The organism is Providencia sp. PROV202, assembly GCF_028479565.1.
In the GTDB taxonomy this organism is placed as follows: domain Bacteria; phylum Pseudomonadota; class Gammaproteobacteria; order Enterobacterales; family Enterobacteriaceae; genus Providencia; species Providencia zhijiangensis.
In genome coordinates, this window is record NZ_JAMPNV010000014.1 from 245,254 (window position 1) to 258,591 (window position 13,338).

Consider the following 13,338-nt stretch of genomic DNA (forward strand, 5'->3'; position numbering starts at 1 on the left):
ATACACTGCATATTTCAAGCTGCATGCATTCGCCTCTTTTAGTGTAGCGATTCAACTTCCTGCAACTTGAACTATTTTTGTGTAGCATTCTGTATCAAATACATTTTTCGGCATATAGAGCGAGGCTCTATATGTATGACTCCAATAATGACCTGTTAGGACACAACTCATGGCAACCAATGCAAAACCCGTTTATCAGCGTATTCTGCTAAAACTAAGTGGCGAGGCTCTACAAGGTGCAGAAGGTTTTGGTATCGATGCTAGCGTTTTAGATCGTATGGCTCAGGAAATCAAAGAACTTATAGAACTGGGTATACAGGTCGGTGTGGTTATTGGTGGTGGTAACTTGTTCCGTGGTGCCGGTCTGGCACAAGCTGGCATGAACCGCGTTGTTGGTGACCATATGGGGATGCTAGCAACTGTGATGAATGGCCTGGCAATGCGTGATGCGCTGCACCGTGCATACGTTAACGCAAGACTAATGTCTGCGATTCCACTCAATGGCGTGTGTGACAACTATAGCTGGGCTGAAGCTATCAGCTTACTACGTCACGGCCGTGTGGTTATCTTCTCTGCAGGAACAGGAAATCCATTCTTCACAACGGACTCAGCAGCTTGCTTACGCGGTATTGAAATTGAAGCTGATGTTGTACTGAAAGCCACAAAAGTTGATGGCGTTTACTCGTCAGATCCTGCCAAAGATCCTGATGCCGTTCTGTATGAAAACCTGAATTATCAAGAAGTTCTTGAGCGTGAATTGAAAGTTATGGATTTAGCTGCATTTACGCTAGCACGCGATCACAACCTGCCAATTCGTGTTTTCAACATGAATAAGCCAGGCGCATTACGCCGTGTTGTGATGGGTGAAAACGAAGGAACTCTGATTTCTCACAATTAATACTCAGAGACATGACCTGAGTTTGAATGTATTATCTAACATAAATTCAGACAATTTAAGCGAGGCTGCTTTGCGGCCTTTAATAACAAGTTCTTAAGGGTTGATAACGTGATTAACGAAATCCAAAAAGATGCTCAAGACCGTATGGAAAAGAGCCTTGAAGCACTAAAAAGTCAAATCAGCAAAGTTCGTACTGGCCGCGCTTCACCAAGCCTGTTAGACGGCATTTCTGTTGAATATTACGGTTCTGCGACGCCTCTGCGTCAATTAGCTAACGTGACTGTTGAAGATTCACGTACATTAGCAATTTCTGTTTTTGACCGTAGCATGTCACCTGCAATTGAAAAAGCGATCATGGCGTCTGACTTAGGTCTGAACCCATCTTCAGCAGGTACTGTTATTCGCGTTCCACTTCCTCCATTAACGGAAGAGCGTCGTAAAGACTTAATTAAAGTGGTTCGTGGTGATGCAGAGCAAGGTCGTATCGCGATTCGTAACGTTCGCCGTGACGCTAACGATAAAGTTAAAGCTTTACTGAAAGACAAAGAAATCAGTGAAGATGACGAGCGCCGTTCACAGGATGACATCCAAAAGCTGACTGATAACTTCATCAAAAAAGTGGATGAAGCATTAGCTCAGAAAGAAGCGGAGCTGATGGAGTTTTAATCCATCTTGATAATAAAGCCATCTGAACACATTTTTTAAAAGTGTGCTTTAGTATGGCTTTATTATTTATCATTTCTATTAAACAATCCTTTCTCATCGCTAAGCTGATATAATCTCAGTATTGAATTAATACAGAGTATCTGATCACTATGAAACGTCTTACTATCCTGGGTTCTACAGGTTCAATCGGTACAAGTACACTTTCTGTTGTTCGTCAAAATCCTGATCAATTCCAAATTCTTGCATTAGTCGCAGGTAAAAATGTGACTGAGATGGCAAGTCAATGCCTTGAATTTAATCCTAAGTATGTCTCAATGGCTGACGAAAGCGCAGCGAAAGCGTTACGCACTATTCTGACGGAAAATAACTGCAAAACAGAGGTTTTATCCGGTACAGAATCTGCAATTGAACTTGCTGGATTGGATGAAGCGGATCAAGTGATGTCAGCAATTACTGGCGTGGCGGGGCTACTCCCAACGTTGTCTGCAATCCGCAAAGGGAAAAGAATATTATTAGCGAATAAAGAGTCTCTGATTACCAGCGGCCGTTTATTCTTTAATGCGATTCGAGAGCACCAAGCGACAGTTTTTCCGATTGATAGCGAGCATAACGCGATTTTTCAAAGCCTACCTGAAGAGATTCAATTGAATTTAGGCTTTGCCGACCTGACGGCTTCTGGGATTTCCAGCATCGTATTAACTGGGTCTGGTGGGCCATTTAGAGATACGCCGTTATCTTATTTTGACCAGGTGACACCTGATGAGGCATGTAATCATCCTAATTGGTCAATGGGGCGTAAAATCTCAGTAGACTCCGCGACTATGATGAATAAAGGTCTGGAATATATTGAAGCCTGCTATTTCTTTAATGCTAACGAAAAACAGATGGAAGTGATTATTCACCCTCAATCTGTAATCCATTCTATGGTTCGTTACCGTGATGGAAGTGTTATCGCCCAGTTAGGAACGCCGGATATGCGCACGCCTATTTCGTACAGCATGGCTTATCCTCAGCGCATTATGTCGGGCGCTAAGCCATTGGATTTCACTACGTTATCTTCACTGACTTTTGTGGAGCCTGATTACCAACGTTATCCTTGTCTGAAACTGGCTATTGATGCATGTCACCAAGGGCAAGCGGCGACGACTGTATTAAATGGCGCGAATGAAATTACTGTCGGTGCTTTCTTAGAAGAGAAAATTCGCTTTACAGATATTGCAAAAATCAATCACAAGATTATGGATAAATTAGATTTTTCGGAACCCACGTCCATTGACGAGGTCTTAGAAATCGATGCTTGTGCTCGTCGTGAAGCAGCTCAGCTAATTACTCAAGAATTTTAATCTTGATATGTGATTTATTTAGTTGCTGATAACTATAATATATCTTTAATATGTGGCGTGTTGAGAATAGAAAGCTTATCAACAATAAGCATATTAAGGATGTGTCTTATCAGCAATTATAATCATAAGAGTTATGATTGAGTCAGATTTCCCAAGTAGTACAGACAAGGATTAACATTTAATGAACTCTAGTGGTGAAAATCTCTCTGATTCTATGATGCCTAAGCATGTTGCCATCATTATGGATGGTAATGGGCGATGGGCAAAACAGAGAGGAAAATTCAGAATTACTGGTCATCGAGCAGGTGTTGAATCTGTACGTAGTTCTGTGCGTTTTGCAGTAAAGAATAATATTCGTTCCCTGACACTTTACGCATTCAGCAGTGAAAATTGGAAAAGACCAGAAAAAGAAGTCAGTTCGTTGATGGATCTGTTTGTTTTTGCATTAGATAATGAAGTCAAAAACCTGCATAAAAATAACGTAAAACTGAAAATTATTGGTGATGTTAGTCGCTTTAGTGAAACCTTAAGAAAAAGAATTGATAAAGCGGAAGCATTAACCGCAGGTAACACAGGTTTACAACTGAATATTGCCGCTAACTACGGTGGACGCTGGGATATTGTTAATAGCGTTAAACAAGTTTATGAAAAAGTGAGTCGTGGGGAGTTATCTATTGATGACGTAACTGAAAGTACGATTAGCGACCATGTTTGTATGCATGACCAAGAGTGTGTCGATTTGGTGATCCGTACAGGTGGAGAACATCGCATTAGTAATTTCTTGTTATGGCAGGTTGCTTATGCGGAATTTTATTTCACCAACGTTTTATGGCCAGATTTTGATGAAATGGTGTTTCAGGATGCAGTCGATGCTTTTAGCAAGCGAGAACGGCGCTATGGTGGAGCAGAATCAGATGACGAACTCGTCAAATAAAAGGGGATGGATGTGCTGAAGTATCGTTTACTCACTGCGGTGATTTTAATTCCAATTGTTATAGCTGCACTTTTTTTACTGTCCCCAGCAAATTTCGGTTTAGTGGTGATCGCAGTCTGCGCGTTGGGTGCATGGGAATGGGCGCAATTTGCAGGATGGCATTCACAAACTAAACGTATCGGTTTAGCGGTTGTATTTGCGGCGGCATTACTCGCAATTCAATTTTCTTTACCAGACATGATAGCACTTTCAAGTTCTCCGTTTATTTTATATAGCCTCTGGGCAGGTTTAATCTGGTGGGTTGCCGCCATTTTATTAGTTGTGACATACCCAACTTCTGCCTCATGGGGCAAATCGGTCATCATTCGCTTACTGTTCGGCGTATTAACTATTGTGCCTTTCTATAGTGGCATGATGGTATTAAGAACCATTGGTTACCAAGCTGATACTTCTGTAGGGGCATGGTGGTTACTCTACGTTATGTTATTGGTGTGGGGGGCTGACTCTGGTGCTTATGCATTTGGACGTACAATTGGTCGCAATAAAATGGCACCAAAAGTTTCTCCAGGGAAAACATGGGAAGGGTTAATCGGTGGTTTAATTACCGCTGGAATTATCTCATGGTTATTTAGCTTATATGCACCAATCCCTGCAATGCCAGATTATTTACTAGTGACTTCAATTATTGTTGTTGTAGTATCTGTGTTCGGTGACTTAACAGAGAGTATGTTTAAGCGCCAATCCGGTATTAAAGACAGCAGTCATTTAATTCCAGGTCACGGTGGGATACTCGATAGAATTGATAGTCTAACTGCGGCAATCCCTGTATTTGCAGGGCTGAATTTGTTAGTTTTTAACGGTTTTGGTCTTTAGGAAGATTAATGGGATTTATTTGGAGCTTAGCGGCGTTTATTATTGCGATTGGCGTGCTGATTACAGTGCACGAATTTGGGCATTATTGGGTCGCGCGCCGTTGCGGTGTTTATGTTGAAAAATTCTCTATAGGGTTTGGTAAGACGCTATGGCGTAAAGTCGATAAACATGGGACAGAGTTTGTTTTAGCGTTGATCCCACTTGGTGGCTACGTCAAAATGCTCGATGAGCGTGTTGGTGAAGTAAGCCCTGAACGCCGTCATTTAGCTTTCAATAATAAGACCGTTGGACAACGTGCCGCCATTATCAGCGCAGGGCCTCTTGCGAACTTTTTGCTCGCTATTGTTGTCTACTGGATTGTCTTTATGATTGGGATTCCGTCTGTTCGCCCAGTCATTGATAACATTAAGCCAAATTCCATTGCTGCTGAGGCAAATTTTGAGCCTCAAATGGAACTAAAATCGATAGACGGTATCGAAACACCTGATTGGAATTCAGTTCGTTTAGCGCTAGTGAGTAAAATTGGTGATAGGGAATTTACTGCACAAGTTTTACCTCAAGGATATAATGAGCCAGTTTCTAAAACAGTGGATTTAAGCGCATGGCAATTTGACCCTGAAAAGCAGGATCCTATTTTATCTATAGGGATTATGCCAGTGTCTGCGAAGGTTGACCCAGTCATCCATAAGGTGACGGAAGGCTTAGCGGGCGAGCGTGCCGGTTTAAAGCCGGGAGATAGAATTATCAGTGTCAACGGAGAGCTGCTGGATACTTGGAATCCAGTGACGAGAATAATCCGAAATAATCCGGGGACACCATTAAAATTAGCCGTACAACGTGATTCGACATTGATTGATTTAACCTTGGTTCCTGATGTTCAGGAAGGTAAAAAAGGTGAGCGTTTTGGCGTTGCAGGTGTCGAACTAACTGTATTACCGCTAGCTGATGAATATAAAACAGTGCAGCAATACAACCCTGTATCTGCACTGTTTCAAGCTAGCGACAAGACTTGGCAGTTAATGAAACTGACAGTCAATATGATGGGTAAACTGGTTGTTGGGGATGTCAAACTCAATAACTTGAGCGGGCCGGTATCTATCGCAAAAGGTGCGGGGGTTTCGGCGGAGTCAGGCTTGGTATATTATCTGATGTTTATTGCGCTGATTAGCGTGAACTTAGGCATCATCAATCTATTTCCATTGCCTGTGTTAGATGGGGGGCACTTACTCTTCTTATTAATTGAAAAAATTAAAGGGAGTCCAGTGTCTGAGCGAGTACAAGACTTTAGTTTTCGAATTGGTGCAATGGCATTGATTCTGTTAATGGGACTTGCACTTTTTAATGATTTCTCTCGCTTCTAATTTTGTAAGCTTGGGACCAGTAAGGAATACGCATAACAACGATGGCGATGAAAAAGTTGCTCATAGCGTCGCTGCTTTTAGGTAGCGCCACTGCATACGGTTCAGACGGATTCGTAGTTAAAGACATTCGTTTCGAAGGTCTACAACGCGTCGCCGTTGGTGCAGCATTATTGAACATGCCTGTCAGGGTCGGGGATTCAATCGATAACGAAGATATTAGTCGTTCGATTCGCTCACTATTCTCTACAGGTAACTTCGAAGATGTTAGGGTCCTGCGTGATGGAAATACGCTGATCGTTCAAGTTAAAGAACGACCAACCATCGCGAGTATCACTTTTACAGGTAACAAATCTGTAAAAGATGACATGCTAAAGCAGAACTTGGAAGCATCCAATGTCCGTGTGGGTGAAGCATTAGACCGCACTAAAATTGCGAATATTGAAAAAGGTTTAGAGGACTTTTACTACAGTGTTGGTAAATACAACGCGACAGTAAAAGCGGTGGTCACGCCATTACCACGTAACCGCGTGGATTTGAAATTTGTGTTCTCTGAAGGCGTGTCTGCAAAAATCCAGCAAATCAACATTGTGGGTAATAAAAACTACTCAACAGCGGAATTGGTGAATAAGCTCCAATTACGTGACGATGTGCCATGGTGGAACTTGGCGGCTGACCAAAAATATCAAAAACAAAAATTGGCGGGTGACTTAGAAACCCTGCGCAGTTTCTACCTTGATCGTGGTTATGCACGTTTCAATATCGACTCGACGCAAGTGAGTCTGACACCAGATAAAAAAGATATCTACATTACGATTAATGTCACTGAAGGAGATCAATATAAGATTTCTGGTGTGGATGTTAATGGTAATACGGCAGAGCATTTAGCGGATATCCAAGAGCTGATCACCATCACTCCAGGTGAGTTATACAATGGTGCTCAAGTGACTCAGATGGAAAACCAAATTAAAGACCTGTTTGGTCGTTATGGTTACGCCTATCCGCGCGTAATGACTCAGCCAGAAATTAATGATGCTGATAAGACTGTTAAACTGCATGTTAACGTTGATGCAGGTAACCGTTTCTATGTTCGTCAAATTCGTTTCCAAGGTAACGATACCAGTAAAGATTCTGTTTTACGCCGTGAAATGCGTCAAATGGAAGGTGCTTGGCTAGGTAACGATTTAGTTGAATTAGGTAAAGAGCGTCTGAACCGTACTGGTTTCTTCGAAACGGTTGATGTTGAAACTCAGCGTATTCCGGGTAGCCCAGACCAAGTTGATGTTATCTATAAAGTTAAAGAACGTAATACCGGTTCAATGAACTTTGGTGTTGGTTTTGGTACTGAAAGTGGCGTGAGCTTCCAAGTCGGTGTCACTCAGGATAACTGGTTGGGTACAGGTAATGCGGTTGGAATTAACGCCAGCCGAAATGACTACTCAACAAACGTCGAGTTTTCAATGACAGACCCTTACTTCACGGTTAACGGTGTAAGTTTGGGTGGACGTATCTTCTATAACGACTTTAGTGCGAAAGATGCGGACTTATCTGGCTATAACAACAAAACGTATGGTTTAGATAGTACATTAAGCTTCCCATTCAATGAAAATAACTCCTTCCGTATTGGTGCGGGTTATGTTCATAACGACCTGTCTGACATGCGTGCGCAAGCCGCGATGTGGGATTATCTACAATCTATGGGTGAAAACCCACCAGTGACTAAAGACGGTCGTAACAAGGAAAGCTTTAGAGCAGATGACTTTACACTGAATTTAGGTTGGACGTACAACTCCTTAAACCGTGGTTTCTTCCCAACATCGGGTAACAAAACCAGTGTTTCAGGTAAAGTGACAATTCCAGGTTCGGATAACGAATACTACAAACTGCGTTTTGATACTGCCCAATATCTCCCACTGAATGATGATGAAACGTGGGTTGTGTTAGGTCGTGCGCAGGCGGGTTATGGTGATGGTATCGGCAGCAAGCAAATGCCATTCTATGAGAACTTCTATGCAGGGGGCTCTAGCACCATCCGTGGTTTCCGTTCGAATAACATTGGTCCTAAAGCTGTTTATTTGAAGAATGTGAACGGGAAAGATGGTCCAGAGCCAGGTAGCCCATCTAGCGATGCGGTTGGTGGTAATGCGATGTATGCAGGTTCATTTGAGCTGATTACACCAACGCCATTTATCGACGAAAAATATGCGAATACGATCCGTACATCTCTGTTTGTAGATGCGGGAACCGTATGGGATACCAATTGGAACAGTATTAACCCAGCATGGCGTGCAGGCATGCCTGACTACGGTACAGCAACTAACGTCCGTGTTTCTACGGGTATTGCTTTACAGTGGATTTCGCCACTTGGGCCTCTGGTCTTCTCCTATGCGCAACCTATCAAGGATTACGAAGGCGACAAATCAGAACAGTTCCAATTTAATATTGGTAGAACTTGGTAATAATTCAGTCTCTATCGAAATCAGCCCTCATAAGATAATGAGGGCTACCAAAATTTCCAGCCATAAGAATGGGTTAAGGAGTTTAGTGTGAAAAAATTGTTGTGTGCAGCGGGTGTGAGTATTGCTTTAGCAATGTCTGCGGGTGCGTATGCTGAAAAAATCGCTATTGTTAATGTTGGCGAAGTTTTCCAAAACATGCCTGCTCGTGAAGCCGTTGCTAAACAGCTTGAGAGTGAATTCAAAAGCCGTGCTACTGAACTGCAGAATCTGGAAAAAGACCTGCAATCACGCGTAGAAAAGCTGCGTCGTGACGGTGCGACTATGAGCACTAGCGATCGTGAAAAGCAGGAAAAAGAATTAATCACTAAACGTGACCAGTTCGCTGAGAAAGCTCAAAAATTTGAAGAAGACAACCGTCGTCGTCAAGCTGAAGAGCGTAATAAGATCCTGAGCCGTATCCAAGATTCTATTAAATCTGTTGCAGCGAAAGAAGGCTATGACGTTGTTATCGATGCAAACGCGGTTGCGTATGCAAAAGATGGTATCGATATCACCAGTCAGGTTCAAAAACAGGTTAAATAATAGATGTCTTCAATTCGATTAGCTGACCTCGCTCAGCAGTTGAATGCACAGTTACACGGTGATGGCGATATCGTCATCACCGGTATTGCACCGATGTATTCAGCGAACAATCAGCAGATTACTTTTTTATCTGATAGCCGTTACAGCGATAAGTTGGCAGATTGCCAAGCTGCTGCTGTGGTATTAACTGAAAAAGATCTGAGTGCTTGTAAGGTTGCTGCACTGGTTGTAGATAATCCTTATCTTGCTTATGCGCATATGGCGCAAATTATGGATACCACTCCAGCCCCTGCTGAGAATATCCATGCATCAGCGGTTATCGCTGATGATGCCCAGCTTGGCCAGAATGTTGCAATTGGCGCGAATGCTGTTATCGAAAGTGGCGTTGTGCTAGGCGATAACGTTGTGATTGGTGCAGGTTGTTTTATTGGTAAAAATACCCGCATTGGTGCAGGCACCCGTTTATGGGCGAATGTCAGTGTTTACCATCATGTTGAGATTGGTGAAAGTTGCTTGATCCAGTCAGGTACAGTGATCGGTTCTGATGGCTTTGGTTATGCCAATGATCGTGGTAATTGGATCAAGATCCCGCAATTAGGTACCGTGATCATCGGGTCTCGTGTTGAGATCGGCGCGTGTACAACAATTGACCGTGGCGCATTAGATAACACAGTCATTGGTAATGGCGTTATCATCGATAACCAATGCCAAATTGCGCACAATGTAACAATAGGTGATAATACCGCAGTTGCGGGTGGCGTCATCATGGCTGGTAGTTTAAAAATCGGTCGCTATTGTATGATTGGCGGAGCCAGTGTTATCAATGGTCATATGGAAATCTGTGACAAGGTTACCGTAACAGGTATGGGAATGGTCATGCGACCAATTACTGAGCCAGGAGTTTACTCTTCCGGTATTCCTTTACAGCCGAATAAAACATGGCGTAAAACCGCGGCTTTAGTCTTAAACATCAATGAGATGAATAAGCGTCTAAAGACACTTGAACGTGAATTAGATAGCCAAAATCAAAAAAATCAGTAATTATTTGGTAATTCAAGCTAAAATAGTTTCTTGAGTTACGTTTTTTCCGGCCTGCCTGTTAACTCACCCTTGAGTTAAAGCGGGCCGATTCATTAATTAGATAGTATTAATAGACAGGAAGAGTATTTCGATGAGTGATAATCATACTCTGAATATAGAAGAAATCTTAGAACTACTTCCGCACCGTTACCCATTCCTTTTGGTTGACCGTGTATTGGATTTTGAAGAAGGTAAATCTTTGCGCGCGGTAAAGAACGTCTCTTTTAACGAGCCATTCTTTCAGGGACATTTCCCTAGCAAACCAATTTTCCCGGGTGTTTTAATTTTAGAAGCAATGGCTCAGGCTACGGGTATCCTTGCGTTTAAAAGCGTAGGCAAACTTGAACCTGGCGAATTGTATTATTTTGCAGCGATTGATAATGCACGCTTTAAACGTCCCGTTCTGCCAGGAGACCAAATGATCCTGGAAGTTGAATTTATCAAAGAACGTCGCGGTGTTGCACGTTTTAAAGGTGTTGCAAAAGTTGATGGAGAAGTGGCCTGCGAAGCAGAAATGATGTGCGCCCGTCGTCGTGAGGTCTGATATGATTGACAAAACTGCCTATGTTCATCCCTCATCTATTGTAGAAGATGGAGCTGTTATTGGTGCCAATGTTCGCATTGGTCCTTTTTGCTATATCGGCGCTAATGTTGAAATTGGTGAAGGTACTGAGCTGAAATCTCACGTTGTTGTCAACGGACACACGAAAATTGGCCGCGACAACGTTATTTTTCAATTTGCTTCGATTGGTGAAATTAACCAAGACCTGAAATACCAAGGTGAGCCAACTCGCGTTGAGATTGGCGACCGTAACCGCATCCGTGAAAGTGTGACTATCCACCGTGGAACCACACAAGGCGGCGACCTAACTAAAATTGGTAATGATAATTTACTGATGGTTAACGTCCATATTGCGCATGACTGCATCATTGGTAACCGCTGTATTATCGCGAATAACGGAACGTTAGGTGGTCACGTCACTCTTGGTGATTTCGCTATTATTGGTGGCATGACTGCGGTGCATCAATTCTGTCAGATTGGTGCGCACGTAATGGTCGGTGGATGCTCTGGTGTTGCGCAAGATGTACCTCCATACGTTATTGCACAGGGCAACCATGCAACTCCATTTGGTTTAAACCTTGAAGGTTTAAAACGCCGTGGTTTTGAAAAAGAATCTCTGCATGCTATTCGTAACGCTTACAAAACGTTATATCGTTCAGGGAAATCTTTAGAAGAAGCACGTGAAGAAATTGCTGAAATGGCAAAAACTGACGAACACGTCAAAGTATTTAGTGATTTCTTAGAAGACTCAGCACAATCTAAGCGCGGAATTATTCGTTAATTTTTGCAGCTGTAGATGAACACAAGAAAAGGCCTTTAATAAGGAGCGAATTTTGGTGAATAGCAACCGCCCACTTACTATTGGCCTTGTTGCCGGAGAAACCTCTGGTGATATCTTAGGTGCAGGGCTTATCCGTGCCTTAAAACAACAAGTTCCCAATGCCCGTTTTGTCGGTGTTGCTGGCCCACTCATGCAAGCAGAAGGTTGTGAAGCTTGGTATGAAATGGAAGAGCTCGCCGTCATGGGGATTGTTGAAGTCCTTGGGCGTTTACCGCGTTTATTATCCATCCGTAAAGATTTAACTCAGCGTTTTACTGAGTTACAACCTGATGTGTTTGTCGGTATTGATGCGCCTGATTTTAATATCACCCTTGAAGGTCGTTTAAAATCAAAAGGTATCAAAACTATCCATTATGTCAGCCCATCGGTATGGGCATGGCGCCAAAAACGCGTGTTCAAAATCGGTCGCTCCACCAATTTAGTCTTAGCATTTCTCCCGTTTGAGAAAGCATTTTATGACCGTTTTGATGTTCCTTGCCGTTTTATCGGGCACACAATGGCGGATTCTATCCCTTTAAATCCGGATAAACAGGCCGCGCGTGAACGTTTGAATATCCCTGCGACTGCAAAATGTTTAGCATTGTTACCGGGGAGTCGCCATTCTGAAGTGGAAATGCTCAGTGCTGATTTCTTAAAAACCGCTACACTATTAAGTAGCCACTTTGCCGATCTACATATTGTTGTGCCTCTGGTAAATCAGAAACGACGCCAACAATTCGATGAGATAAAACAACAGGTTGCTCCAGAGTTGAATGTCCATATTCTGGATGGTCAGGCTCGCGACGCAATGACTGCGTCAGATGCGACATTACTCGCTTCAGGCACCGCTGCCTTAGAATGTATGCTAACCAAATGCCCAATGGTAGTGGGCTATCGTATGAAGCCCTTTACATTCTGGCTCGCGAAACGCTTAGTCAAAACGCCTTATGTTTCTTTGCCAAATTTATTGGCAGGGAAAGAAATCGTGAAAGAACTACTCCAAGAAGAGTGCCAGCCACAGCAGCTTGCCGACCAGTTACTTCCATTGTTGGAAGGCGGAGAGCAAGTCGATGCGCTGAAGGAAACCTTCTTACAATTGCATCAACTGATTCGTTGTGATGCAGATCAACAAGCCGCTGATGCTGTATTAGATTTGGTTAGAAAATAATGGAATTTATATACCCAAAAGCCAACTTAATTGCTGGCGTTGATGAAGTGGGGCGTGGGCCGCTTGTCGGTGCCGTCGTGACCGCTGCTGTGATTTTAGACCCCAACAATCCGATTGAAGGGCTTGCGGACTCAAAAAAACTTAGCGAAAAAAAGCGTGAAAAGCTGTTCGATGAGATCAAAGAAAAAGCGCTGTGTTGGTGTATTGGCCGCGCAGAACCAGAAGAAATCGATCAATTGAATATATTGCATGCCACAATGTTAGCTATGCAAAGAGCGGTAGAAGGCCTTTCCATTCAACCAGAGTTTGTTTTAGTCGATGGTAACCGTTGCCCTAAACTGACCATGCCATCACAGGCCGTTGTTAAAGGTGATAGTTTAGTCCAAGAGATCAGCGCTGCATCCATTCTGGCGAAAGTGGTCAGAGACAGAGAAATGGTCGAGCTTGATAAAGCTTTCCCTGAATATGGTTTTGCGAAACACAAAGGCTATCCCACAGCGTATCATTTAGAAAAATTAGCTGAGTTTGGCGCTACTGAGTTTCACCGTAAAAGCTTCGCGCCTGTAAGACGTGCGTTAGACATTAAATAGTCGGC

At 43.0% G+C, this 13,338-nt stretch carries 13 protein-coding genes; all 13 read left to right on the forward strand.

Annotation, left to right across the window (positions count from 1 at the left end):
- Positions 1-169: 169 nt before the first annotated feature.
- The 13 genes from pyrH (at position 170) to rnhB (ending at position 13,333) form a co-directional block, all read left to right on the forward strand.
- On the forward strand, positions 170-898 hold the full coding sequence (gene pyrH / locus PR799_RS11590; RefSeq protein ID WP_006814045.1) for a UMP kinase: 729 nt from the start codon (positions 170-172) through the stop codon (positions 896-898).
- A gap of 108 nt (positions 899-1,006) precedes the next feature.
- Positions 1,007-1,564 (forward strand): ribosome recycling factor, encoded by a 558-nt coding sequence (frr, locus tag PR799_RS11595; RefSeq protein ID WP_036956356.1) that lies wholly within the window; start codon positions 1,007-1,009, stop codon positions 1,562-1,564.
- A gap of 149 nt (positions 1,565-1,713) precedes the next feature.
- On the forward strand, positions 1,714-2,907 hold the full coding sequence (ispC, locus tag PR799_RS11600) for a 1-deoxy-D-xylulose-5-phosphate reductoisomerase (protein WP_272522109.1): 1,194 nt from the start codon (positions 1,714-1,716) through the stop codon (positions 2,905-2,907).
- 181 nt (positions 2,908-3,088) lie between these two features.
- A complete protein-coding gene (uppS, locus tag PR799_RS11605) occupies positions 3,089-3,841 on the forward strand; it encodes a polyprenyl diphosphate synthase (protein WP_036956360.1) in 753 nt (250 codons plus the stop codon).
- A 6-nt stretch (positions 3,842-3,847) separates the two neighbouring features.
- Positions 3,848-4,714 carry a phosphatidate cytidylyltransferase gene (gene cdsA, locus PR799_RS11610; protein ID WP_154627649.1) on the forward strand — a complete coding sequence of 289 codons (867 nt, stop codon included), beginning with the start codon at positions 3,848-3,850 and terminating at the stop codon, positions 4,712-4,714.
- Positions 4,715-4,722: 8 nt separating this feature from the next.
- On the forward strand, positions 4,723-6,075 hold the full coding sequence (rseP, locus tag PR799_RS11615; protein ID WP_272522111.1) for a sigma E protease regulator RseP: 1,353 nt from the start codon (positions 4,723-4,725) through the stop codon (positions 6,073-6,075).
- 41 nt (positions 6,076-6,116) lie between these two features.
- Positions 6,117-8,531 (forward strand): outer membrane protein assembly factor BamA, encoded by a 2,415-nt coding sequence (gene bamA, locus PR799_RS11620; protein WP_154627647.1) that lies wholly within the window; start codon positions 6,117-6,119, stop codon positions 8,529-8,531.
- 87 nt (positions 8,532-8,618) lie between these two features.
- Positions 8,619-9,113, forward strand: coding sequence for a molecular chaperone Skp (skp, locus tag PR799_RS11625; protein ID WP_036956365.1), 495 nt, complete (start codon positions 8,619-8,621; stop codon positions 9,111-9,113).
- A gap of 3 nt (positions 9,114-9,116) precedes the next feature.
- On the forward strand, positions 9,117-10,154 hold the full coding sequence (lpxD, locus tag PR799_RS11630; protein ID WP_272522112.1) for a UDP-3-O-(3-hydroxymyristoyl)glucosamine N-acyltransferase: 1,038 nt from the start codon (positions 9,117-9,119) through the stop codon (positions 10,152-10,154).
- A 130-nt stretch (positions 10,155-10,284) separates the two neighbouring features.
- Positions 10,285-10,737 carry a 3-hydroxyacyl-ACP dehydratase FabZ gene (gene fabZ, locus PR799_RS11635; protein ID WP_006658399.1) on the forward strand — a complete coding sequence of 151 codons (453 nt, stop codon included), beginning with the start codon at positions 10,285-10,287 and terminating at the stop codon, positions 10,735-10,737.
- Position 10,738: 1 nt separating this feature from the next.
- Positions 10,739-11,536: an acyl-ACP--UDP-N-acetylglucosamine O-acyltransferase gene (gene lpxA / locus PR799_RS11640; protein WP_108478503.1), complete on the forward strand. Its 798-nt coding sequence runs from the start codon at positions 10,739-10,741 to the stop codon at positions 11,534-11,536.
- A gap of 52 nt (positions 11,537-11,588) precedes the next feature.
- Positions 11,589-12,743: a lipid-A-disaccharide synthase gene (gene lpxB / locus PR799_RS11645; RefSeq protein ID WP_272522113.1), complete on the forward strand. Its 1,155-nt coding sequence runs from the start codon at positions 11,589-11,591 to the stop codon at positions 12,741-12,743.
- Complete coding sequence (gene rnhB, locus PR799_RS11650; RefSeq protein WP_154603340.1) at positions 12,743-13,333, forward strand: ribonuclease HII; 591 nt, start codon at positions 12,743-12,745, stop codon at positions 13,331-13,333. The genes lpxB and rnhB overlap by 1 nt, the downstream gene beginning before the upstream one ends.
- Positions 13,334-13,338 lie beyond the last annotated feature (5 nt).

What these genes read in the sequence shown, in the direction of transcription:
- fabZ (WP_006658399.1), top strand. Translation starts at nt 10,285, where the DNA reads ATGAGTGATAATCATACTCTGAATATAGAAGAAATCTTAGAACTACTT.
- rnhB (WP_154603340.1), top strand. Translation starts at nt 12,743, where the DNA reads ATGGAATTTATATACCCAAAAGCCAACTTAATTGCTGGCGTTGATGAA.
- uppS (WP_036956360.1), top strand. Translation starts at nt 3,089, where the DNA reads ATGAACTCTAGTGGTGAAAATCTCTCTGATTCTATGATGCCTAAGCAT.
- cdsA (WP_154627649.1), top strand. Translation starts at nt 3,848, where the DNA reads ATGGATGTGCTGAAGTATCGTTTACTCACTGCGGTGATTTTAATTCCA.
- lpxD (WP_272522112.1), top strand. Translation starts at nt 9,117, where the DNA reads ATGTCTTCAATTCGATTAGCTGACCTCGCTCAGCAGTTGAATGCACAG.
- pyrH (WP_006814045.1), top strand. Translation starts at nt 170, where the DNA reads ATGGCAACCAATGCAAAACCCGTTTATCAGCGTATTCTGCTAAAACTA.
- rseP (WP_272522111.1), top strand. Translation starts at nt 4,723, where the DNA reads ATGGGATTTATTTGGAGCTTAGCGGCGTTTATTATTGCGATTGGCGTG.
- ispC (WP_272522109.1), top strand. Translation starts at nt 1,714, where the DNA reads ATGAAACGTCTTACTATCCTGGGTTCTACAGGTTCAATCGGTACAAGT.
- lpxA (WP_108478503.1), top strand. Translation starts at nt 10,739, where the DNA reads ATGATTGACAAAACTGCCTATGTTCATCCCTCATCTATTGTAGAAGAT.
- bamA (WP_154627647.1), top strand. Translation starts at nt 6,117, where the DNA reads ATGGCGATGAAAAAGTTGCTCATAGCGTCGCTGCTTTTAGGTAGCGCC.